Consider the following 21,794-nt stretch of genomic DNA (forward strand, 5'->3'; position numbering starts at 1 on the left):
CCACCGGCGCCCGCACTCGCCCCCACGCGTGTGGCGCTCGCGCCGCGCCCGTTATCGGCGCTGATAATTCGAGACCAAAGTTCATATGTCGAACCTCGGTACCGAAGAGCGATGCAGATAGCGAGTACCGCGACCGCCTCGGTTCTCACGGACCCGACGGTCGCCACGGAGAGTGCCGTGATGGTCTGGCACCTCCTCGTGAGCCTGCTCGCGCAGCCGGAGCTCGCCCTCGTCCTCCCCGCCGTTGGGGGGATGTTCGACCTCGGGGGGAAGGGCGAGAGCGAGGGCGACGACGTCGACGGGGACGACGTCGAGGACGCCGACACCGGCTTCGCGGGGGACGGGGACGACGGGATGGACGGGATGGACGACTGGGACGACCTCGACGACGGCGATGACGACTGGGCCGAGGACGCCGGTGGCACCCAGGTGGGGGAGTTGGAGGACAAGGTCAACAGCCTCGAGACCGACCTCAGTGCCGTCTCCTCCTCGATGGAGACGGTGAAAGAGGAGAACCGCCAGCTGGCCGAGACGGTCGAGGAGGCCGACGAGACCATCCGGAAACTGCTCGACGTCTACGAGATCGTCACCCGCGGCATCAACCCGTTCGTCGACGACGCCGAGGCGATGGCCGCCGCCGACGGGAGCTTCGGCCTCTTCGGCGACCAGGCGAGTGAGGAGCCCATCGACCCCGAGATCGCCGGCGCCGACGCCGAGTCGTTCTTCGACGACGACTTCGACGACTTCGACGACTTCGGGGAGGAGGCCGACGAAGCGACCGAGGGCGACGAGGACGACGAGGGCGGCGGCGCCTCGTTCGACGAACTGAAAGCCGAGTACGACGCCGACGACGGGAGCTGGGAGGACGTCGTCGACGAGGAGGGAGAGGAGGAAGTCGTGGCCCCCGAATCCGATGAGGATGACCTCGACGACGAGGCGGCCGCGGACCTCCTCGAAGCGGAGGGGGACGACGAGGACGCGTGGGGTGAGGAACCCGGCCTCGAGGGCGAGGACGAACCGGAGTCGGAACCTGAACCCGACGCCATCGTGGACGAGCAGGTGCCCGAACCGGAACCCGAACCCACGCCGACCCCGCTGGCGAACGGGAACGGGAGCCAGAACGGCCACGCGGGGAGGGCCGGGAACGGCCACGCACGCGACGACCGGCCGTACCTCGCGGCAGTCCCGACGGGCTACGCCGCCGAGGTGGTGCTGCTCGACTGGGCACGCCACCTCGTCGACGAGGGCGACGCCGCCGGCGCCGTCGACGCCTTCCGTCACTACGAGCGGCTGGGGTGGATATCCGAGCCGGTCCGGCGTCGGCTCGCGACGCTGGCGACGGAGCTCTGCGACGCGCCGACCACCTCGACGGTCGAACTCGGGCCGGAACACCACCGACGGAGCCTCGAGTACGTCAGCCGACTCGCCGGGCGACCGGTGACCGGCGGTCTCATCCGCGAACGCGACGGGCGCCTCACGGGGGGACCGTAGATGGGGTTCGGCGTGAGCGGAGCCACCGCGGTGGTCGTCGTCGGCCTGTTCGTGAGCGCCGGCATCTTCTACGACGCGGCCGCGACGAGCTACGAGGCCGTCGACGAGGCCGAGGACGACCGCGCCGAGGCCCTGCTCGAACAGCGCAACACCGCCGTCGCCGTCGCCAACGCGGCCATCCAGTCGCCGGGGAACGCGCTCGTCGTGACGATGGAGAACACCGGGTCGACGACCCTCGGCGTGCCCGAGACGACACTGCTCGCGGAGAACGTCGTCGTCCCACACGACGCGAACGCGACGTGGGCCGTCGAGAGCGACACCGGGACCGAGGTGTGGCTCCCCGGCGAGACGCTCGAGGTCACCGTCTCGCGGACGTGGCTCGACACCACCTTCGACGGCGGCGACCCGACCCGCGTGAAGGTGGCGACCGACACCGGCGTGAGTGACGCGGCGGAGGTGCGCTGATGGCCGACTCCACCATCCCCTCGCTCGTGATGTTCATCGCGAGCATCATCCTCGCGGCGGCGGTCAGCGGCGTCCTCATCAACACCGTCGGGGGCGTCTCGCGGGCCGTCGACGCGCAGGGCGGCGACCTCGCGACCAACATCGAGACGGACGTGGAGATCATCAGCGACGCCGGCAGCCCCGTCTACGACGACGGGACCGGGGAGGTCACGCTGCTCGTGAAGAACACGGGCCAGCGCTCGCTCCCGGCCGACGCGACGGTGCTCGACGTCATGCTCGACGGCCAGTACCAGACCGACGTGACCGTCACCGAGGTGACGGGTGCCCCCGAGTGGGGCCGGGGTGACGTGGTCGAGGTCGTGGTCGGCGTCGGCCCGCTCGGCGCCGGCGACCACCGGGTCAAACTGGTCACCCGCGGCGACGAGGAGGTGTTCACCTTCCGCGCATGAGCAACCAGTTCCCGCTCGGTCTCGACGACCACGACCGGCTCGCCGCGGAACTCGGTGGGGGGCTCCCGCGCGGCGCCATCGTCCTCGTCGAGGGCGAGTACGGTGCCGGCAAGTCCGTGCTGAGCCAGCGACTCACCTACGGGTTCTGTCAGGAGGGGGTCTCGGTGACCTACCTCTCGACGGAGCTCGAGGTGCGAGGGTTCCTCGACCAGATGCACTCGCTCTCCTACGACGTGGTCCGGCCGCTGCTCGACGAGCAGGTGCTGTTCCTCCACGCCGACGTCGGGGGGAGCGGCGCGCTGTCCGGCGACGACGACCAGGAGCGCCGCGAACTGCTCACCCGGCTGATGGACGCCGAGACGATGTGGCAGTCCGACGTGATCGTCGTAGACACGTTCGACGCCATCCTCCGGAACGACCCGAAGTTCGAGGCGCTCGTGCGGCAGAACGACGAGCGACAGGCCGCCCTCGAGATAATCGGCTTCTTCCGGGACGTGGTGAGCGAGGGTCGCACCATCGTCATCACGGTGGACCCGACCACGGTGGACGACGAGGCCATCGGTCCGTTCCGCTCCATCGCCGACGTGTTCCTCGAACTGGAGATGACCGAGGTGGGCAACGACGTGCGGCGCAACATCTCGGTCAAGCGGTTCGCCGGCATGGGCCAGCAGGTGGGAGACACGGTGGGGTACTCGGTCCGTTCGGGTATCGGCATCGTCATCGAGTCACGGAGCGTCGCCTGAGATGACCACGGAGCACGGTTCCGCCACGATATCCGCCGACCTCAAGAGCGAGGCCGGCCGGTGGAGTCACCTCCGTGAACACCTCAAGCGGTTCAAGCAGATCACGGGCGAGTTCCCGAAGCTCATCCCCGGTCCCGAGGGGGAGTACGAGTCCCCCCGCCCGAACGTCATCTACCACCTCGGTGGGCCCATCTACGTCCAGGTGTACGGCAACCTCGGCGAGGACACGAAGTACTACGCCATCGAGCCGGAGCTGAACGAGGACGAACGCTCCGTGTTCACCGTCGTCAAGAACAAGTTCCTGGAGCGGTCGGTCTCGAAGTCGGCCCCCACGACCGACGAGGGGTACGAACAGCGTATCGTCGAGTTGCTCGACGAGATCGTCCACATCGCGGAGCAGGCGAAGGGCACCTTCCAGCGCGTCCTCTCGCGGTTCAACCTCGGGAAGACCGAGGTCACGAAGGAGACCTACGAGAAGATCCGGTACCGCCTGATACGCGACATCGTCGGGCTGGGCCCGCTCGAGCCCATCATGCGCGACGAGGCCAACGAGGACATCCACATCATCGGCCCGAAGCAGGTCGACGTCGAGCACGGCGTCTACGGCCTCATCGAGACCACCGTCGAGTGGGAGGACAGCGCGGAGTTCGACAACTGGATCCGGAACATGGGCGAGCGCATCGGCGACCCGGTCAGCGACTCCGACCCCATCGTCGACTCCACGCTGCCGGACGGGTCGCGTATCAACATCATCTACTCCGACGACGTCTCGCTGCGCGGGTCCTCGCTCACCATCCGGCAGGGCGAGGACATCCCGCTGTCCGTGTTCCAGATCACGAAGTGGGGCACGCTCTCGCCCGAGTTGGCAGCCTACCTCTGGCTGTGTCTGGAGAACGAACGGACGGTGTTCGTCGTCGGCGAGACGGCGTCGGGGAAGACGACCACGCTCAACGGCATCCTCTCGTTCATCCCGAACGACTCGAAGATATACACCGCCGAGGACACCGCCGAGGTGCTGCCCCCCCACGACACGTGGCAGCAGCTCCTCACGCGAGAGTCCGAGGACGGCGGCGGGGTCGACATGTTCGACCTCGTCGCCGCGGCGCTCCGCTCGCGGCCCGACTACATCATCGTGGGCGAGGTGCGTGGCGAGGAGGGCCGCATGGCGTTCCAGGCGGCCCAGACCGGCCACCCGGTGATGCTCACGTTCCACGCCTCGAACATCGTCTCGATGATCCAGCGGTTCACGGGCGACCCCATCAACATCCCCGAGACGTTCATGGACAACTGTGACGTGGCGCTGTTCCAGAACCGCGTCAAGCGGGGCAACGACACCCTCCGGCGGGTCACGAGCGTCCACGAGATAGAGGGCTACTCCAAGGAGATGGGCGGGGTCGTCACCCGCGAGGTGTTCTACTGGGACCCCGTGGACGACGAGATCGTGTTCCAGGGGATGAACAACTCGTACATCCTGGAGGAGAAGATCGCCACCCTGCTCGGCTACGAGGACACCCGCGACATCTACGACGACGTGGCGTTCCGTGCGGAACTCGTCGAGCGGGCCATCCAGGAGGGTATCCTCGACTACCACGCGGTCAACGAGTTCATCGACGACTACCAGCGCGACGGGATGGAGGGCATCCCGTTCACCATCCACAGGGAGGGCTGAGATGGCCGCCGAGCCCGGGACCGAGAACGAGCGGACGACCGGGGCCGCGACCGGCGGGGCCGACGGCGTCGACTGGCTCGAACTGGCCGAGTCGGTGCTCGAAGCCTACGAGAAGATGGAGATACCGCTCCGACGGTACGGGCTCCTCGTCCTCGCGCCCGCGGCGATGCTCTTCGCGTTCTCCGTGGTCGGGCTCGTCGTCCTCCCGTTCGGCCTCGTCGTCCGGCTGCCGCTGGTCCTGCTCGGGACGGTGCTGTTCGGCGCGGCGCTGGTCTACCCCAAGTTGCTCGTCGAGCAGGAGCGCATCGCGCTGGAGCGACAGATCAACCTCATCGTCACGCACATGACGGTGCTCTCGCAGACCAACATCGACCGCGTCGAGGTGTTCCGCACGCTCGCCCAGGAGGAGGAGTACGGCGCGCTCGCCGAAGAGATGGGCCGCATCGTCCAGCTGGTCGACGCGTGGAACCAGTCGCTCGACGAGGCCTGCCAGCGCCGCGCCCGACAGGTCCCCTCGAAACCCCTCTCGGACTTCCTCGACCGGATGGCCTACTCGCTGAACGCCGGGCAGGAACTCGGCGACTTCCTCCTCGGAGAACAGGAGGCGATGACGCAGGCGTACGTCACCGTCTACGAGGGGACGCTCGACAACCTCGAGGTGATGAAGGACCTCTACCTGTCGATGATCCTCTCGATGGTGTTCGCGCTGGTGAACGCCGTCGTCCTCCCGATGCTGACGGGGGTGGACGCCGCGACGACCGTCGCGGCCGTCCTCGTCGTGTTCGTCCTCGTGCAGGCCGGGTTCTACTACGTCATCCGCACCATGTCGCCGTACGACCCGGTCTGGTACCAGGCCGGCGACCACCGGACACGCGACGACTGGCTGCTGCTGGGGACCGTCGCCGGCGCGGGGGTGCTCGCGGCGCTGCTGCTGCTCGGCGGCGCCGTGATGTGGTTCCTCGGCGGGTCGCTCGGACGGTTCGCCGCCGACCTCCCCCTGCCGCTGAAGGCGGCCATCCCGGTGACGCCGCTCGTGATCCCGGGCATCGTCGTCCGTCGGATGGAGGAGGACATCAAGGACGTCGACGAGGAGTTCCCGACGTTCATCCGTGCGCTGGGGTCCTCCGAGAGCGCGAAGCAGGCGACGACGACGGCGGTGCTCGAGACGCTCCGCGAGAAGGACTTCGGCGAGCTCTCCTCGCACATCGAGGGGCTGTACACCCGGCTGTCGATGCGCCTCGACACCGGTCACTCGTGGTACCTGTTCGCCGCCGAGAGCCGCTCGTACCTCGTCCAGAAGTTCTCCGAGATGTACAACCTCGGCCGGCAGATGGGTGGCGAGCCCAAACTGCTGGGCGAACTCATCAGCCGGAACATGAACGAGGTGCTCCAGTTGCGCGAACAGCGCCGGCAGGCGACGGTGACGCTCATCGGCGTCATCTACGGCATCACGGCCGCGGCGTCGTTCACGATGTTCATCGGGCTGGAGGTGACGGTGGAGCTCGCGGAGATATCGAGCGAGATGAACCTCGACGCCACCGGCTTCGGCGCCCAGTTGCTCTACGCCGGCGTCTACGACGTGCCCGCCATCGAGTACCTGTTGACGCTCATCGTCCTGTTCAACGCCGCGCTCTCCTCGCTGATGATCCGGCAGGTTGACGGCGGTCACAAGGCCAACGCCTACTTCCACTTCGTCCTGCTGCTGTGGCTGGGTGCCCTGCTCGGCGTGGCGACGCGCTCCGTCGCGGGGGCGTTGCTGTGAGCTCGCCGAGCGGGAAGGGTGCGAAGGGGGGCGAGCGGCCGGTCGTCGACTTCGTCGCCAGTTTCGTCGCCGGCGGCGCCGGCCCGTACGTCCCGCTCCGGGGTCGCGTGGTGATGTCCTCGCGGCGGCTCGTCCTCGTCAACGCCGCCGCCCGGACGAACGTCCCGTTCGGCGCCATCGACGACGTGGCCATCGGCCGGGTCCCCGAGAACGTCGCGGACCTCTTCGACGATACGGTGCTCGTCGGGTACGCCACCGGTGACGGGCGCCGGCGGACGGCCATCGTCGGCGCCGAGACGGAGCACGTCGACCGCTTCGCCGGCCTCCTCTACAGGGCGCTCCTGGAGGGGCAGGACGTCGTGGTCCGCTACGCCACCCGCGTCGGCGGCCGGTTGCGCGACGAGACGCCCGTCCGCTCGTGCTCGGCCTCGCTCGACGTGGGGGCGGGGACGCTCACGTTCGAGGACGGGGCCGGCTGGACCGAGACCATCGAGGCGGACGAGGTAGGGTACGTCCGCTGGGTCGACCGGACCATCGGCGGCGAGACGCGGACGGTGCTCTCGGTCGAGCACGTCGAGGACGGGTCAGCGCTCACGACGGAGGTGTGGATGCGCTCGCCCCGGCGGCTGAACGTACTCGGGCGCTTCCTCCGACAGGAGTTCTCGGCCGCCGCCGCCGGTGCCTCCACGGTCGACGTCGACGAGGACGACCTCGAGGTGCTCGTCGCCATCCACACCCTCGGCGAGGACGCGACCGAGATGATTCGGGGCGACGAGACGATGAGCGAGCGCTGTGAGTGGCTCGTCGACGAGGGACTCGTCGAGGACGGCCCGACCGGCCTGCAGGCGACGGCGCAGGGCCACGTCCTGCTGAACCGGCACTTCGAGTCGGTGAACGAGTAGGGTCGTGAGGTGGGTCCGGGGTGTTCGGTAACGACGTGCCGGGCAGCGGGCGGGACGGACGCCGTGGTGAGGAGGGGCCGAGCGCGTCGGGATACAGCGTGAACCGTACCGGAGCGCGACCCGTTCGATCTGCACCGCGCTGGTCTCCACGCTCCTCGCCACGGCACACGGTCGTGGAGAGTCGCTCGACACGAGGTGGGTCCCACGCCGAGCGAGACGGCCGGCTGGACTACTGCGTCTCGATGACGTCGCCGGCGATGTGCCGGCCTCGCGCGTTCAGCTCCACCTCGCGCCGGACCCGGACCTCCTCGACGACCTGCAGTTCGAGCAGTCGCTCGACGAGTTCCTCCGCCTCGTCCACGTCGATGCCGAGGAAGTCGGGGATGTCGAACGGCGAGACTCCGGAGTAGAGCGCCATCACGACCTGCTGTTCGGTCTCGTCGAGGTCGACGTCGACGCCGACGTGGTCCTCGCGCTGGCCGAACACGGTGGCGAGGATGGCACACTGGCGGGCCTTGCCCGTGAAGTACGTCTCGACGCTGGTCCCCTCCTCGTCGGCGTGTTCGACCTCGAGGACGCGCCGGGTCGACCCCTCGACTGTCCGCTCGGCCGACCGGACCGCCCCCACGTCGTCGTACGGGATCTCGACGAACTCCCCCTTCGGCGTCGCCATCGCCACCGCGTCGGGTTCGACCTTCACCCGGGCGTCCTGCCACTCCGAGTCCTTGACGACACCGCCGACCTTCGCCGGGTGGCGGGTCCGGAGCGCGTCGCGGCCGACGAGCGCGCCGTAGAACGCCGTCTCGAACGTCTCGTCGTGGACCACCACGAGCAGAACGTCCTCGTCGATGTGGACGGAGAGGTAGTCGGCCTCCCCGGCGACGCGCTGGTTCACGTCGAACCGACCGCCCACGTTCGTCACCTTCGAGAGGGCGACGGTGAGTTTCCCGCCTGTGCCGGCCAGCACCAGCCGACGGTTCGACAGGAGGACGCGGCCGGGCGTCCAGTCGGCGTCGTCGACGGGGCGACCGCTCCGTCTGGCCCAGCAGAACTTCCCCCTCGCGTCCGCGAGTCGTCGCTCGTCCGTGCGCTGCATCGACTACCCCCGCTGCCGGTAGACCCGGCGGCGTCTGTCGACGGCCTCGAACGCGTCGCGACAGTCCGGCGGCAGCGTCTCGGTCAGCCCGACCACAAGGTGCCCACCGGGGGCGAGCCCCGCCAGGAGCGTCGACACCATCCGTGCCTTCGCGCGCTCCTCGATGTAGATGAACAGGTTCCGACACACCACGAGGTCGAACTCGCCGGCCGGCTCCCCGTCGGTCAGGTCGTGGCGGCGGAACGTGACCAGGTCGCGGACCCGGTCGTCGACGACCACCGCGTCGTCGGTGACCGTGACGTACTCCGTGGCGCCGTCGACGGCCGTGAGCTGTTCGACCGGGTCGTCGGTGCCCGACCGCCGGTAGCGGCCCTCGCGGGCGCGTCGGAGTATCCCACGGTCGATGTCCGTCCCGACGATGTCGACCCGACGCTCGTCGATGGCGGGGTCGAGGAACGCAAGCATCGCCATCGAGTAGGCCTCCCGGCCGTCCGAGGAGGCGGCCGACCAGATGCGGACCCGGCCGTCGACCTCCCGGAGCACCTCCCGGACCACCGCCCACACCTCCGGATTTCGGAAGAAGGAGGTGACGTTGACGCTCAGCGCGTCGAGCAACGCCTCGCGCTCGTCGGCCTCGTCGTCGAGGAGGCGACCGTACGCCTCGTACCCCTCGACACCACGCCGGCGCATCCGGGCCTCCACCCGTCGGCGGAGGTAGGCGTCGTTGTACGAACTGGTCCGGAAGCCGAGGTCACGCTCCACATCACGCAGGAGTCGCTGGAAGGCCGGGTCGGCCTCGGACGACTCGGTTCGACTCCCACTCACGGGCCCACCTCTCCCTGACTCGACGGGAGCGTCGCCACGTCGAGGATGGGGATGACCTTCCCGTCGCCGATGACCGCCGCACCCGAGAGGCCCTCCACGTCGTGGAGCGGTCCCTCGAACGGCTTGACCACCACCTCCTCCTGCTGGGTCACCCGGTCGCAGTGCAGCGCGACCGGCCGCTCGGTCGGCTTGATGCGGACGAGCATCCCTCCGGAGGTGGCCGCGGCCTCACTGGACCGCACGCCACCGTCCGCGGCGAGTCCACCGTCACCACCGGACGCGACGGCGCCGTCGCCGAGCACCCGGTTCAGGTGGACCAGCGGGTAGACGCGGTCCTCGTGGCTCAGCACCTCGCGGCCGTTCACGGTGTGGACCCGCTCGGTCTGCAGGACCTCGTCGACGCTGGAGACGGGGAGGCCGAACTCCTGACCGCCCACCTCCACGAGCAGGATGCGGATGATGGCCACCGAGACCGGCAGTCGGATGGTGAACAGCGTCCCCTCGCCGGGCGTCGAGTCGACGCTCACGTTGCCGTCGAGCTTCCGCACAGTCGTCCGGACCACGTCCATCCCGACGCCGCGGCCGGAGACGTCGGTCACCTCGTCGGCGGTGGAGAAGCCGGGGTGGAAGACGAGGTCGTGGACCGCCGAGTCCTCCATCGACTCCAGTTCGGCGGGGGAGTGGAGGCCCCGTTCGGCCGCCTTCTCGCGGATCGCGTCGGCGTCGATGCCACCTCCGTCGTCGCGCACCTCGACGACGACGTGGTCCTGCTCGCGCGTCGCGGTCAGCTCGATGGTCCCGGTCCGCGGCTTGCCGGCCATCTCCCGGTCGTCCGGTGGCTCGATGCCGTGGTCCGCGGCGTTCCGCAGGACGTGCATCAGGGGGTCGGCGATCTCGTCGAGGATGGTCCGGTCCAGTTCGATGTCGTCGCCCGCTATCACGAGGTCGATCTGCTTGTCCTGCGAACGCGCGAGGTCACGGACGAGCCGTGGGAACTTGCTCACCACCTTCCGCAGCGGGATGAGCCGCATGTTCATCACCGTGTTCTGGAGGTTCGTCGAGATCTTCTCCAGTTCGTCCATCGCGTCCGCTGCGGTCCGGTCGTCGGTGGCGTCCACCACCCGCCGGAGCTTGATGCGCGAGGTGACGAGCTGCTCGACCAGTTCGTGCAGTTCGTCCAGTTGCCCCACGTCGATCCGCACGGAGCGGACGGTGGTGTTCGACGCGCGCTTCGGGGTCGAGCCGTCGGCGTCCGGCCCGGCCTCCGTGTCCGCCTCGGTGTCGGTCTCGAACGCCCTTCCGCCGCCCGACTCGGCCCCGGATTCGGCCTCGCCCCCGGCCACGGCATCGGGAGCCCCGTCCGCCTCGACGGTCGTGACCTCGACCCCGGTGACGCCCCAGCACCCCTCGAGCGTCGCCGCGAGGTCGTCGACTGGAGCGGCGTAGAGCGCGACCGTCTCGTCGAACTCGCCGGCCTCCAGCGCCTCGCGGTCGGGGGTCGTCCCGTACAGCGGCAGGTCGGCCGGCAGGTCGCCGAGGAAGAGGCCGGCGTCGACACCCTTCATCTCACCCGTCTGGAGCGTGACGGTGGCACGGACCACCGGGCCGCCATCTGCCGCCTCGCGGACACCCTCGGGAACGACGGCGGACGGTCCCGTGGCGGGGTCGGTGGGTGTGGGGTCGCCGTCCGCGCTGTCCACGACCGTCTCCCCGTCGAGGACGGCCCGGATCTGGTCGACCACGTCGTCCACCTCGGTCTCGGGGGTGCCGGTCGCCTCGATGTCGGCGACGATGGCCTCGAGGCGGTCGACGCCGGCGAACACGAGGTCCATCAGCGCCGGGGTGACGGCGAGTTCGTCGTCGCGAACGTCGTCGAGCAGGTCCTCCACGGCGTGAGCGAGGGTGGCGCCGCTGGCGAACCCCATCGCGCCGAAGTTCCCCTTCAGCGTGTGGGCTCGCCGGAAGATGCGGTCCATCGCGTCCCGGTCGTCCGGGTTCGACTCCAGCTCGAGCAGGGCGTTGTTCAGGTCGTCGATGCTCTCCTCTGCCTCGTTGATGAACTCCTGGTAGACGTCGTCGTGCATTGTCAGTCCCCTCCACCGCTCGTCACCGCCGCGGCCACCGCGCCCGCCACGCCGTCGGCCGGGACCACCCGGTCGACGACGCCGGCACCGATGGCCCGGCGCGGCATCCCGAACACCGCCGCCGTCGCCTCGTCCTGTGCCAGCGTCCGCGCGCCGGCCCGCTTCATCGCCCGCAGGCCGTCTGTGCCGTCACCGCCCATGCCCGTGAGGACGACCCCGACGAGCGGGTCCTCGACCCGTCGGGCGGCGCTCGCCATCGTCACGTCGACCGCGGGGCGGACGTTGTTCACCCGCGGTCCGTCGTCGAGGGCGACCCGGAGGCGACCGCCGGCGTTGCGCCGCACCGCGAGGTGCGACCCGCCGGGCGCCACGAGCGCCTCGCCGCCGCCGATTCGGTCACCGTCGCCCGCCTCGGACACGTCGTACGGGCCGGCCGCGTCCAGTCGCTCGGCGAACCGCGCGGTGAACCCGTCGGGCATGTGCTGGACCACCAGCACGCGCAGGTCGGCCGCCCGCGGCAGGTCGGCGAACAGCCGTTCGACGACCGCCGGGCCGCCCGTCGACGCCCCCACGACGAGGACGGGGTCCGCGACGTACGACCGCTGGGCGGGCGCGCGCGTCGCAGGGGTCGGCGTGGCTGTCTCCGACGGGACCAGACTGGTCGCGTCGACGCTCGCCACGGCCGGCACCTTCTCGGTGAGTTCGCGCCGGAACGCGCCCACCCCGCCCCGGTCGGGGTCGGGTTTCGGCGTGAAGTCGGCCGCCCCCTTCGAGAGCCCCTCGAGGGTCACCTCGGCCCCCTCGGTGGTGTGGGCCGAGACGAGCAACACCGGCGTCGGCGTCTCGCGGACGATCTGCGCCGTGGCGGTCACCCCGTCCATCCGGGGCATCTCCACGTCCATCGTCACCACGTCGGGATCGTGGTCGGCCACGGCGGCGACGGCTTCGTGCCCGTCGGCGGCCGTCGCTACCACCTCCACGTCCGCCTCGCGGAGCGTCTCGACGACGAGCGACCGCATGAACGCCGAGTCGTCGACGACGACGGCCCGGAGTCTGCCCTTCCCCCGGGACCGCTGGCCGGTCACCGGCGACCCCCACGGGCCCTGCTGTTCTCCATCACTGGTATCCGGTATCCGAACGCCGTACAAGAACGTGTCCCCCCGATTATCGCCGTCGAGAACCGGCACCGTGTGCTTATGTCCGGGAGCGGGCACCGGGAGGTATGAGCATGGAGGCAGAGACGCCGGCGGTCGACGACGCGCCGGAGGGTGAGACGGTCCAGGTGCTCGAGTTCGCGCTGAACGACGAGACGTACTGCGTCGACATCGAGTACGTCGCCGAGATCGTGGACCGGACCGAACTGACGAACGTCCCGAACGCCCCCCACGCCGTCGAGGGCGTGATGGACCTGCGCGGACGGACGACGGCCATCGTCAACCCGAAGACGCTGCTCGGACTGGCCGACGCCGCCGAGTCGAAACGCATCGTCATCTTCAACTCCGACACGGTGGACGACGGCGCGACCGGCTGGGTCGTCGACGAGGTGTTCCAGGTCGTGCGCGTCACACCGGGCGACGTCGAGGCCCCACCGTTCGACGACGACTCCATCCGGGGGGTCGTGCGCCGCGAGGAGGAGCTGGTCATCTGGGTCGACCCGGAGGCGGCGAGCGCGGGCGTCTGAGGGCGACGACCGCTCCGGCCCGGTCGAAGGGCACGGTCTGGTTCTGCGGTGTCGGTCGAGGACGACCGGGGCCACGCGCCACCGGTTCCGGCGGCGTCGACGCCCCGACTCAGTCCAGCGACGCGAGTTTCGCCACGAAGACGAGACTCTGCTGGTGGTCGTCGACGTCCAGCGACTCGCCCGCCGGGGGAGCCGGGAATCCGCGGAGGTACTCGGCGAGCTGGTCCTCGGCGCGCTCTGTGAGCCACCCTACGGAGCGGTAGTAGCGCAGCGCGTCGAGCGTCGCCCGGTAGCCCGCCCGGTCGACGAGGAACGCGAGCCAGTCGAAGACGACGCTCTCGGCGGCGTACCCCGAGGGCACCGCCTCGAGGTAGGGACGCTGTCCGGCGGTCGCCTGGTGTATCAGGAGCTGTTCGAGCCGGTCGGCCCGGCCCGAACGCTCGCCCGCGCCGGTGCTGCTCGCGTCCGGTCCCGCCCCGGCCCGCTGGCCGGTCTCCCCGTCCGTCGTCGTGCTCCGTGCCCCCGCGCGTTCGTGGTCCCACGTCCCACCCAGCTCGTTGCCGAGCCGCGCTGCGGCCCGCTCGACGGCGTCGCCGGGGTCGCTCGTCGTCCGGCCGTCGTCCGTGCTCATGGCTCCACCGAGTGGTGAGTCCTGCATAAGTGCTGTCCCCCTGGTATCAGTTCCGATAATTTGGACCGTGCAGTTATGTGTCGCGGTTCGAACGTCGAGGTATGAGACGGGCGACACGACTGGCGGTGTCGGCACGCGTCGCGGACACCGAGTCGACCGACCGTCTCAGTCCACGGTGGCGGACGGGCCGTCGGGCTGGGTGGTGCGCGTGAGCGCGGACCTCGACCCGACGGCGTACGACGTGGACGAACTGCGGCGGGCGGCCCGCGGGCTCGGTTCTGCGCCGTCGCGGGACGACGCGGCGGGGACGAGACCGTCCGCCCCCGCCCGTGCGGCGGCCGCCGAGGAGCTGCTCCTCGCCGCGGCCGAGGGCCACGCCCGACGCCCCTACCTCCCGGCGCTGCCGGCGGGGTTCGGCGCGGAGGCGACGGTCGAGGAGTTCTGCTCGTTCCTGCTGGAGCGGGCCGGCTTCTCGCGGGCGTACCGGACGCTCGCCCACTACCACGAGACCGGGTGGCTCGGGGCGGCGGCCCGCGAGGCGCTGGAGACGCGGCTGACCGGGCTGGCCGACGGGACCGACCCCCGGCCGGCGGGTGGCCGACTCACCTCCGAGGACCACCGCGTCTCGCTCGTCTACGTCGCCCGGCTGGCGACGGTCGGCGAGGACGGCGGCCCCGCCACGGATGGGGGCGAGCCGAGCCCCGACTCGCGCCCCTCGCCGGACCTCTGGTCCGACGGCGGCGTCGACGGCGCCCGCACCATCGACCCCGAGACCCTCGCGGAGTGGTTCGGGGACGGCGCGGTCCCGGTCGCGTTCCCCGGCGGCGGACTCGCTGACGACGCACCTTCCCACGACTCAGGACAATGACCGACGAAACCGACACCGACGACGTTCGAGCGGACGGGGGCGTGGCTCCCGTCGGCGTGAAGCTAGGCAGTACGCGTACCGTGGCCGTCTTCCCCAACGGGGAGGTGACCGAGGTGGCCGAGTCACTCACCTGTCTCGCCACCTACGAGGACTCCCTGACCGGCGAGGAGCGGGTCCTCTTCGGCGAGGAGGCCGCCACCGAGTACCCGGACCGCGCGGAGTACACGCTCCGCTCCGGGCTCCCCGAGGACGACGACCGGGCCGACCTCACGGGTCGGTTCTTCGACGCCTTCCTCGGGGACGCGGGGGTCCCGACCGACTCCGCGGTGGTGTACGCCATCCCGAGCATCGACAACGAGCGCGGCCTCGAGAACCTCCGGACGGTCGTCGAGGGCTCCTCGGTCGGCGGGCGGTTCACCCGCGCGTACCCGGAGTCGCTCTGTGGCGCGGTCCCGGCGATGGGCGACGGCCTCGAGGCGGTCGACGAGATCTTCGTCTCGGTCAACATGGGCTCGACGAACCTCGAGGTCAGCGCCTACCGCCGCGGCGAACAGGTGGCCCCCTACGCCACCGGCACCGTCACGGGCAACGAGGTGGACCGCCGCATCGTGGGCTACGTCGAGGAGGAGACCCAGCGCCGCGTCGCCATCGACATCACCACCGCGCGCGAGTACAAGGAGGACCACGCGGACTTCGTCGACTACGAGGCGTTCGACGACGTCGTCCAGCAGCCCGGGGGCGGCTCACACCAGTTCACCATCGAGGACAGCGTGATGCGAGCCGTCGACGAGTACGTCGACGAGGCCGTCGAGGAGGTGGCCAACGGTTTCCTCCCGAAGCTCGCCTCGACGAACATGAAGGTGTACCAGCTCGCGCTGGAACAGCCGGTCGTCCTCACGGGTGGGATGGTCGCCATCCCCGGGCTCGTCGAGGCGTTCGAGCGCCGGCTGAGCGAGGCGCTCGACCGCGAGGTCACGGCCGTCGCACCCGACGAACCCGTCCGTGCGGCCGCCGTCGGTGCCCAGCGCATCGCCGAGCGCCTCGCGGCGGTCCACGCCGGCGGTGCCGACGCCGCCGCCGCGGCCGACGACTGAGCCGGTGCGCCGAACGGTCGAGCGCGTCGAGCCCGACGCCGAACCCGACCCGATACCGGCCGACTTCTTCGAGGACGACGATGTCCGAGCCACGGCGTCGCTGGAGGCGGGCTGGGTCGCGCTCTCGGACACGGAACTCCTCCGGTACCATCCCGACGGCGAGCCACCGCTGGCGCGGGTCCCCCTGCCGAACGTGGCCGCGCTCGAACTCCAGCGGACCGGCGGGGGTCGCCTGCTCGCGTTCGTCCCGCGGCTGGTCACGTTCGGGATGGGCGCGCTGGTCGCCGGCCTCGTCCTCCGGGGGTTCTCGCTGCCGACGAGCGCCGCCGAGGGGGCCGGCACCGAGGGGCTGGGGTCGCTGCTCGGCGTATTGAGCGCCGCGCTCTCGACGCTCGCGAGTGGCCTGCTCCTCGGCGGTGTGGGACTGGTGTTCCTCGCCGTCTGCCTCGTGGGGGTCGCGCTCTCGCGCCGGGAGACGGAGCTGGCCGTCGAGCGAGCGGGTGGGGCGTCGGTCACCTGCCCGGTCGGCGAGCGAGCTGGAAAGCGGGCGCTGCGGGCACTCGAACCCGGGCTGGCGGGGGGAGCGCCGCGGGAGGGGGACGAGGCCGCCAGCGACGAGGGGTCGCTGGCGAGGACTCAGTCGTCCGCCGAGACTCCGGTCGAGAGGTCGTCCTCGAGGTAGGCGACCGCACAGTCGGTCGAGCAGAAGCGACTCCCGAACTCCATGTGCGGGTGGTGGTGGCGGAGGGTCACCCACCGGCCGTCGGTGTCGATAGGCGACTCACATCGGTCACAGCGCGGCATCTTGCATCGTGATACGTGGGCAGGGGTTCTGTAGGTTACTCTTCTGGCGGTGGGCGTCACCCGGAGCGGGTGACGCCCGTCGGACCGCGAGCCAACCACTATTACGGTCGCCTCACACTCCCCACGCGAACGGGGCTCGCCCCGACCGCAATCACGACCGATGCTCCCCGACCTCCCCGACGACGGCCGCAAGACGGTGTTCTGCGTGGATTGTGACGAGTGGCGCCACCCCCGACACGCCTGTGCCCGAGACCCGACACACGACACGGCACCGCTGCCGGTCCTCCAGCTCAGAGCGGAGGGGCCGCTATCGCCGGCTGGGTTCCGCGACCGGGACGGGAGCTTCGGTCCGGAGGTCCGCCAGCAACACGACGTGACCAAGTTCGACCTGATGGCACACTCGAAGGGCCGCAACTCCACGTTTGGGGCGACGACACCGGTGTACTATCTAGCTGGGGAGCACGACCCGGCGCAGGTCATCTCGACGTGGCTCCGGGTGAACGAGTCGCTGTTGGCCGGGCGCGGTCTGAGCACCGAGAACGTCTCGCGTGCGCTCTCGAAGCGTGAGTTCCGGGCGGCGTGGCGGGACCTGCGCGAGGAGCGGACGTTCGAGTTCCTGCAGGAACCAGCGCAGTCGAACCACGGCGGGGGCCAGATGGAGGACGTCGAGTGCCCGTTCTGCGGCGCGATGGTCAAACGACTCCCGACACACCTCCCCTGCGCCTCGCAGTAGGCACTGGGGGAGTTGAACAAAGTGAGTGCCCGGGGCGGGCTCCGAACCCGCGATCTCCGCATGACCCAGGTGCGAGGCAGGCAGCCTCGCGGGGCGGTGCGGTGGGACGCCGTGTTACCCTATGAGTGCGGCGCTATGTCCAACTAAGCCACCCGGGCGCACTCTTCCGTACCGGCCTGTCGCTCTTGAAGGTTCTCATATGCCCCCGCTCGACCCCGAAGCGCACCTGCGGTTTTATCACCGGCGGGTGACACCGACGAGCATGGAACTCCCGGACCTGCTGCGCGACCGACTCGACGGGGAGTCGGTGCTCGCGAGCGTCGACCTCGGGGGTGGAGACCGCGTGGTGGTGACGCCGTCGCGGGCGCTTTGCTACCGGAGCGAGGGGCTGCTCTCCGACGAGTCCGTCGAGACGTTCCCGCTCGACGCCCAGCGACTCGAGCTCCGGTCGGGCCGGCGCAAGACCACGTTCGAACTCGGCTACGTCGACGAGCGACGTGACTTCACCGTCCCGTCGAGTCGAGCCTCCGAGGTGCTCTCACCCCTGCTCGGTGGCGTGCTCCGGACCGCCGACATCGTCGAGACCGACGAGTCGGTCCGTGGCGCCTACCGGTTCAGCGAACTCACGCTGGTCGTCACGGACCGTCGGCTCGTCAGACACGTCGGCGCCGCCGTCTGGGACGAGGAGTACGAGGTGGCTCCGTTCGCCGACCTGACCGGCCTCGCGTTCGAGGAGGGGAGCGTCGGCACCGAGGTGTCGGTCGAGGTTGACGGCTACCCACAGCGGTTCAAGGTGCCCAACGAACACGCCGGGAGCGTGCGCAAGACCCTCCAGAATGCCGTCTTCGCGTTCCACGGCGTCGACTCACTGGCCGAACTCGACGCCGCCGTCGGCGTCGACAGCGAGGCGGAGGACGAACTGGTCGAGAGCGGCTTCACGAAGAAACTCGGCGACGACGACGACGAGGAGCGACCGTTCGCCGACCTGACTGCGCCCGAACTGGACCACGACAGGGACCGGGACGGGGGGCAGGAGACCGACCGGGAGACGGACGGCCGGGCACACGCGTCCCCACAGGCCGACGACGGTGAGGAGGCCGTCACGGCGACCCGGACCGTCGAGACGGCACGGCCCGAGACGGAAGCGGAGCGCGGAACGGGGACGGAACCGGAGGCAGGGAGCGCCGAGACGGCGGGCGACGCGGCCGCCGGTGCCGAGGTGGCCGCGCGACTGGCCGCGCTCGAGGAGGCCGTGGAGCGACAGGGCGAACGCATCGAGCGACAGCAGCGGACCATCGAACGGCTGGTCGACGAGCTCCGTCGGGGTCGCTAGCCCTCGACGAGCGCCGTCGCGTACCAGTCCGGGCGGGAGACGTCCGTCGCGCCGACGCCTGCTATCCGGCCGGCCCGGCGGACCCTGACGAGGCCGCCCTCGCGCCGGTCGGCGTACGTGACCGCGTACGACCTGACCAGTCCCGACTCCGTGACGACGGCCGTGACCGAGAGGTTCGCTATCGACGCCACGTCCGAGCGGCCGGTGAGCGACCGGAGCGCCGCCACCGAGCGCAGGCCGGTGCCGGCGAGTCGGTAGCGCCACTCCCCGTCGGCGCGCTCGCGGTCGGTGACGGTGGCGTTCACGGCCGAGAGCGCGAGCAACACCTCACGGCCAGCCGTCGGGCCGGGGAGGAGCGCGGTCGGCTGTGGGCCCTCGCCGTCGGCCGGGGCCACCGTCGCGTAGGTGGCGTTCCCGTCGTCGACGACGCGCCGCCGGAACCCGCGTTCGCTCGTCGCGTACTGCTCGACGCGGGCGACGGTGCCGAGGCGCTCACGGAGCGCCCCGTCGATGGTCCGGACGACGTGGTAGCGCCCGTCGGCGCCGAAACGAGCGCGGGTCACCACCCGACTCTCGACGGTACCGTCGGGGAGGGTGCGGCTGACGGTCCGGTTCGTCCGGAACGAGGTACCCTCGAGGTGCGAGCGGTGGGCCGCGAGGAGGGCGCCCGCGTCGGTCACGCCCGACGCGGTCAGGCCGGGCGCGAGGTCCGGGGGCGGCGTCGGTGGGGGCGAGGGGACGGGCGCGGGCGTCACCGTCTCGGCCGGCGTCGGCGCGGCAGGGGCGGTGAGCCCGCTACAGCCGGCGAGGACCAGCAGGCACGCGAGGGTGAGCGCCGACACCGCGTGGGTGGACGCCTCGGGACCGGACCGTCTCACGCTCCACCGTGGCGCCGCGCGGACTTCAATCCCGGGCGAGGGTGAGAGTGCGATTGATGTGGGCCGGGTGCGGAGTGGGCGTCGATGGACGATGCCACCCCGACGCTCGCGCGGGTCGCGGTCTACCCGGTGAAGTCGCTCGACCCGCACCCGCTCGACCGGGCGACGGTCCGCGAACACGGCGGCCTCAGTCACGACCGCGAGTTCGCCATCGTCGACGGCGACGGCGGGTACGTCAACGGCAAGCGCGAACCGGCGACCCACCGGCTTCGCTCGCGGTTCGAGCCCGGCGAGGTGTCGGAGACGCCTCGTGGAGCCGATGGAAGCGTCGGCGGCCCGACTCTCTCGCTCCGGCCGAACGACGCCGCGGAGTGGGCGACGTTCTCGCTGGCCGACGGGGAGCGGGCCCCGCTGGAGGCGTGGCTCTCGGACTACTTCGGCTACGAGGTGGCCGTCGAACGCGACGAGCGCGGCGGATTCCCGGACGACACGCACGCCGCGGGGCCGACGGTCGTCGCGAGCGGGACGCTCGAGGAGGTCGGCTCGTGGTTCGGGTTCGGCGCCGAGACGGCCCGTCGGCGCCTGCGCCCGAACCTCGTCGTCGACGCCCCCGCGTTCTGGGAGGACCGGCTCTACTCTGCGACCGACCGCGAGCGGGTCGTCCCGTTCACCGTCGGCGACGCGACGTTCGAGGGGGTCAACCCCTGCCAGCGGTGCGTGGTCCCCTCCCGGGACCCCGACACGGGCGAGGAGACACCCGGGTTCCGCCAGCGGTTCGTCGAGAAGCGCCGCGAGACGCTCCCCCCCTGGGCCGGCGACGCCTGGTTCGACCACTTCTTCCGGCTGACGGTGAACACGCGGGTGCCACGCGGGACGGTGGGCGAGACGGTGAGCGTCGGCGCCCCGGTGCGGGTGGGCGAGGAGCGTCCGGTCTGAACGGACGTTTCGACGGTTCTGCGAGCTGGTTCATCGGCCCGTCCCTCCTCGCGACGGACGGGGACGACAGACACCCGACTCTCCCGGCGAACGGCGCTCGCGACGGCGGCGTCGCCGGTCCGGGGGTGGTGGTGCACCTCGCCGCGGACGGCAGCCGAGCGGTCACGCTGTCGTCGTCCGCTCCCCACTCGCGCTCGTGCCACGCGCCACGGCGCCCCGTGCGCTCAGGGGAGGTACCTGACGCTGACCAGGCCGGCCTCGTGGCGTATCTCGACGCGGTTCACGCCGAGCCGGGCCGCCCGGACGAGTGTCCCCTCGTCGTCGTGCACGTCTGCCACGGCGGCCTCGGTGTCGGGTTCGGGGACGGTCAGGACGTGGATCTCACCCTCGCCAGCGCGTTCTCGGCGAGTCACGTCGCCGACCTCGGCGGGGGCGAGGTCGCGTTCCTGGGCGGTCGGTGGCTCCTCGCTCACCTCCACCGCGAGTCGCCAGCGGGTGTCCACCTCGACGACGCGCCACGTCACCTCCATCGGCGGGTCCGGCGCGACGGTGCCCTGGACCACGTCGCCGGCCTCGAGGCCGGGGTTCTCGCTCAGCGTGTGGACCTGGCCGCCGTCGACGTCCTTCAGCACCGCCGAGTCGGCCTCGGCGTGCGTGACGAGGAACCGGCCCTCTGTCGCGTTCTCGGGAGTCTCGGGGTCGCTCACGGGTGGGCTGAGGCGGCGGGTCTCCTTCCGGGTTTCGTGTTCGGTCGCCGGGCGACCGGGGACTCAGGCCGCGTAGCGATGGGTGAAGTAGACGAGGAGGGCGGCCGCGAACGGGATGGCCGGGGCGGCCACCTCGGGGACGGCGTAGAGCAGTTCGACCAGCGGCGCCGTGAGCCCGCTGGGGGCCGGCCGGGCCACCGTCTCGCCGTCGAGGACGAACTCCGGTGGGATGGAGGCGGTGATACCGAGGTAGAGGCTGACGACGAACAGGAACCCCGAACCACCGAGCAGTCGGTCGTAGCGGGCGTCACTCCCGGTCCGTCGGTGGTTGCGGGCGACGAACAGCACCGGTGCCATCAGCGGTGCGACGACGAGCAGCCCGACGAGGATGAACAGCGCCCGCGCGAAGGTGAACGTCCCGCCGGGGCCGCCGAGCGTCTGGGCCACCTGGACGACGAGCGCGAACCCGAACAGCAGGGCGAGCGAGAGCGCGAGCAGTCCACCCACCAGCGCGTACGCGCGGAACAGCCGCGAGTCGCTCCGCCGGAACGCGTAGGGGTAGGCGCCGAACACGCCGCCGTAGCCGTCGTCCTCCGGCGGGCCGCCGGCCTCGCCGCTGGCCGTCTCGGTCATTACCCACCGT

General features: G+C 70.8%; 23 protein-coding genes and 1 tRNA gene. 14 read left to right on the top strand and 10 right to left on the bottom strand.

Going from position 1 to position 21,794, the window contains the following annotated elements; genetic code table 11:
• Positions 1-111: 111 nt before the first annotated feature.
• The 7 genes from N0B31_RS12560 to N0B31_RS12590 are packed head-to-tail and all read left to right on the top strand — an operon-like array spanning position 112 to position 7,481.
• A complete protein-coding gene (locus N0B31_RS12560; RefSeq protein WP_260591976.1) occupies positions 112-1,491 on the top strand; it encodes a FlaD/FlaE family flagellar protein in 1,380 nt (459 codons plus the stop codon).
• Positions 1,492-1,956: an archaellum stator protein ArlF gene (gene arlF / locus N0B31_RS12565; protein ID WP_260591977.1), complete on the top strand. Its 465-nt coding sequence runs from the start codon at positions 1,492-1,494 to the stop codon at positions 1,954-1,956.
• Entirely contained in the window at positions 1,956-2,405 is a 450-nt protein-coding gene (arlG, locus tag N0B31_RS12570; protein WP_260591978.1) for an archaellum stator protein ArlG, read from the top strand. Before arlF ends, arlG begins: the two co-directional genes overlap by 1 nt.
• Positions 2,402-3,148 carry an archaellum protein ArlH gene (arlH, locus tag N0B31_RS12575; RefSeq protein ID WP_260591979.1) on the top strand — a complete coding sequence of 249 codons (747 nt, stop codon included), beginning with the start codon at positions 2,402-2,404 and terminating at the stop codon, positions 3,146-3,148. The genes arlG and arlH overlap by 4 nt, the downstream gene beginning before the upstream one ends.
• A gap of 1 nt (position 3,149) precedes the next feature.
• Positions 3,150-4,817 (top strand): archaellum flagellar ATPase motor FlaI, encoded by a 1,668-nt coding sequence (flaI, locus tag N0B31_RS12580; RefSeq protein ID WP_260591980.1) that lies wholly within the window; start codon positions 3,150-3,152, stop codon positions 4,815-4,817.
• Between the two features lies 1 nt (position 4,818).
• A complete protein-coding gene (gene arlJ, locus N0B31_RS12585; protein ID WP_260591981.1) occupies positions 4,819-6,579 on the top strand; it encodes an archaellar assembly protein ArlJ/FlaJ in 1,761 nt (586 codons plus the stop codon).
• Entirely contained in the window at positions 6,576-7,481 is a 906-nt protein-coding gene (locus tag N0B31_RS12590; RefSeq protein WP_260591982.1) for a CheF family chemotaxis protein, read from the top strand. Before arlJ ends, N0B31_RS12590 begins: the two co-directional genes overlap by 4 nt.
• 229 nt (positions 7,482-7,710) lie before the next feature.
• Here the strand turns inward: N0B31_RS12590 and N0B31_RS12595 are convergent, their stop codons facing one another.
• Genes N0B31_RS12595 through cheB form a run of 4 tightly spaced genes read right to left on the bottom strand, consistent with a single transcriptional unit; the run spans position 7,711 to position 12,571 of the window.
• On the bottom strand, positions 7,711-8,577 hold the full coding sequence (locus N0B31_RS12595) for a CheF family chemotaxis protein (RefSeq protein ID WP_260591983.1): 867 nt from the start codon (positions 8,575-8,577) through the stop codon (positions 7,711-7,713).
• A gap of 3 nt (positions 8,578-8,580) precedes the next feature.
• Positions 8,581-9,402 carry a CheR family methyltransferase gene (locus tag N0B31_RS12600; protein WP_260591984.1) on the bottom strand — a complete coding sequence of 274 codons (822 nt, stop codon included), beginning with the start codon at positions 9,400-9,402 and terminating at the stop codon, positions 8,581-8,583.
• The gene (locus tag N0B31_RS12605) at positions 9,399-11,486 is read right to left on the bottom strand and encodes a chemotaxis protein CheA (protein WP_260591985.1); all 2,088 of its coding nucleotides are present in this window, start codon (positions 11,484-11,486) and stop codon (positions 9,399-9,401) included. The genes N0B31_RS12600 and N0B31_RS12605 overlap by 4 nt, the downstream gene beginning before the upstream one ends.
• A 2-nt stretch (positions 11,487-11,488) precedes the next feature.
• Positions 11,489-12,571: a chemotaxis-specific protein-glutamate methyltransferase CheB gene (gene cheB / locus N0B31_RS12610; protein WP_380627701.1), complete on the bottom strand. Its 1,083-nt coding sequence runs from the start codon at positions 12,569-12,571 to the stop codon at positions 11,489-11,491.
• A gap of 137 nt (positions 12,572-12,708) precedes the next feature.
• Here cheB and N0B31_RS12615 point away from each other — a divergent pair, with 137 nt between their 5' ends.
• Positions 12,709-13,167, top strand: a complete 459-nt coding sequence (locus N0B31_RS12615) for a chemotaxis protein CheW (protein WP_260591986.1) — start codon at positions 12,709-12,711, stop codon at positions 13,165-13,167.
• A gap of 109 nt (positions 13,168-13,276) precedes the next feature.
• On the opposite strand, the gene N0B31_RS12620 is transcribed toward N0B31_RS12615, so the two are convergent.
• On the bottom strand, positions 13,277-13,798 hold the full coding sequence (locus N0B31_RS12620; RefSeq protein ID WP_260591987.1) for a FlaD/FlaE family flagellar protein: 522 nt from the start codon (positions 13,796-13,798) through the stop codon (positions 13,277-13,279).
• A gap of 208 nt (positions 13,799-14,006) precedes the next feature.
• Here N0B31_RS12620 and N0B31_RS12625 point away from each other — a divergent pair, with 208 nt between their 5' ends.
• Genes N0B31_RS12625 through N0B31_RS12635 form a run of 3 tightly spaced genes read left to right on the top strand, consistent with a single transcriptional unit; the run spans position 14,007 to position 16,442 of the window.
• Positions 14,007-14,666: a FlaD/FlaE family flagellar protein gene (locus N0B31_RS12625; RefSeq protein WP_260591988.1), complete on the top strand. Its 660-nt coding sequence runs from the start codon at positions 14,007-14,009 to the stop codon at positions 14,664-14,666.
• Entirely contained in the window at positions 14,663-15,760 is a 1,098-nt protein-coding gene (locus N0B31_RS12630) for an actin-like salactin (protein ID WP_260591989.1), read from the top strand. Before N0B31_RS12625 ends, N0B31_RS12630 begins: the two co-directional genes overlap by 4 nt.
• A gap of 4 nt (positions 15,761-15,764) precedes the next feature.
• A complete protein-coding gene (locus tag N0B31_RS12635) occupies positions 15,765-16,442 on the top strand; it encodes a hypothetical protein (RefSeq protein ID WP_260591990.1) in 678 nt (225 codons plus the stop codon).
• Here the strand turns inward: N0B31_RS12635 and N0B31_RS12640 are convergent.
• On the bottom strand, positions 16,397-16,564 hold the full coding sequence (locus tag N0B31_RS12640; protein WP_260591991.1) for a hypothetical protein: 168 nt from the start codon (positions 16,562-16,564) through the stop codon (positions 16,397-16,399). The two genes, N0B31_RS12635 and N0B31_RS12640, sit on opposite strands and share 46 nt — an antisense overlap.
• 160 nt (positions 16,565-16,724) lie before the next feature.
• Between N0B31_RS12640 and N0B31_RS12645 the strand changes: the two genes are divergently transcribed.
• Positions 16,725-17,297, top strand: coding sequence for a hypothetical protein (locus N0B31_RS12645; RefSeq protein WP_260591992.1), 573 nt, complete (start codon positions 16,725-16,727; stop codon positions 17,295-17,297).
• Between the two features lie 26 nt (positions 17,298-17,323).
• On the opposite strand, the gene N0B31_RS12650 is transcribed toward N0B31_RS12645, so the two are convergent.
• A tRNA-Met gene (locus tag N0B31_RS12650) sits at positions 17,324-17,455 on the bottom strand.
• 104 nt (positions 17,456-17,559) lie between these two features.
• On the opposite strand from N0B31_RS12650, the gene N0B31_RS12655 reads away from it, so the two are divergent.
• Positions 17,560-18,630 (top strand): DUF7115 domain-containing protein, encoded by a 1,071-nt coding sequence (locus N0B31_RS12655; RefSeq protein WP_260591993.1) that lies wholly within the window; start codon positions 17,560-17,562, stop codon positions 18,628-18,630.
• Here N0B31_RS12655 and N0B31_RS12660 read toward each other — a convergent pair.
• Positions 18,627-19,508, bottom strand: a complete 882-nt coding sequence (locus N0B31_RS12660; RefSeq protein ID WP_260591994.1) for a DUF7537 family lipoprotein — start codon at positions 19,506-19,508, stop codon at positions 18,627-18,629. The two genes, N0B31_RS12655 and N0B31_RS12660, sit on opposite strands and share 4 nt — an antisense overlap.
• Positions 19,509-19,592: 84 nt before the next feature.
• On the opposite strand from N0B31_RS12660, the gene N0B31_RS12665 reads away from it, so the two are divergent.
• Positions 19,593-20,444 carry an MOSC domain-containing protein gene (locus tag N0B31_RS12665; RefSeq protein ID WP_260591995.1) on the top strand — a complete coding sequence of 284 codons (852 nt, stop codon included), beginning with the start codon at positions 19,593-19,595 and terminating at the stop codon, positions 20,442-20,444.
• 224 nt (positions 20,445-20,668) lie between these two features.
• Here N0B31_RS12665 and N0B31_RS12670 read toward each other — a convergent pair whose 3' ends face one another.
• On the bottom strand, positions 20,669-21,151 hold the full coding sequence (locus N0B31_RS12670; RefSeq protein WP_260591996.1) for a DUF5812 family protein: 483 nt from the start codon (positions 21,149-21,151) through the stop codon (positions 20,669-20,671).
• A gap of 63 nt (positions 21,152-21,214) precedes the next feature.
• Positions 21,215-21,784: a DUF8056 family protein gene (locus tag N0B31_RS12675; RefSeq protein ID WP_260591997.1), complete on the bottom strand. Its 570-nt coding sequence runs from the start codon at positions 21,782-21,784 to the stop codon at positions 21,215-21,217.
• Positions 21,785-21,794: the final 10 nt, after the last annotated feature.

It is taken from the genome of Salinirubellus salinus (assembly GCF_025231485.1).
GTDB lineage: Archaea > Halobacteriota > Halobacteria > Halobacteriales > Haloarculaceae > Salinirubellus > Salinirubellus salinus.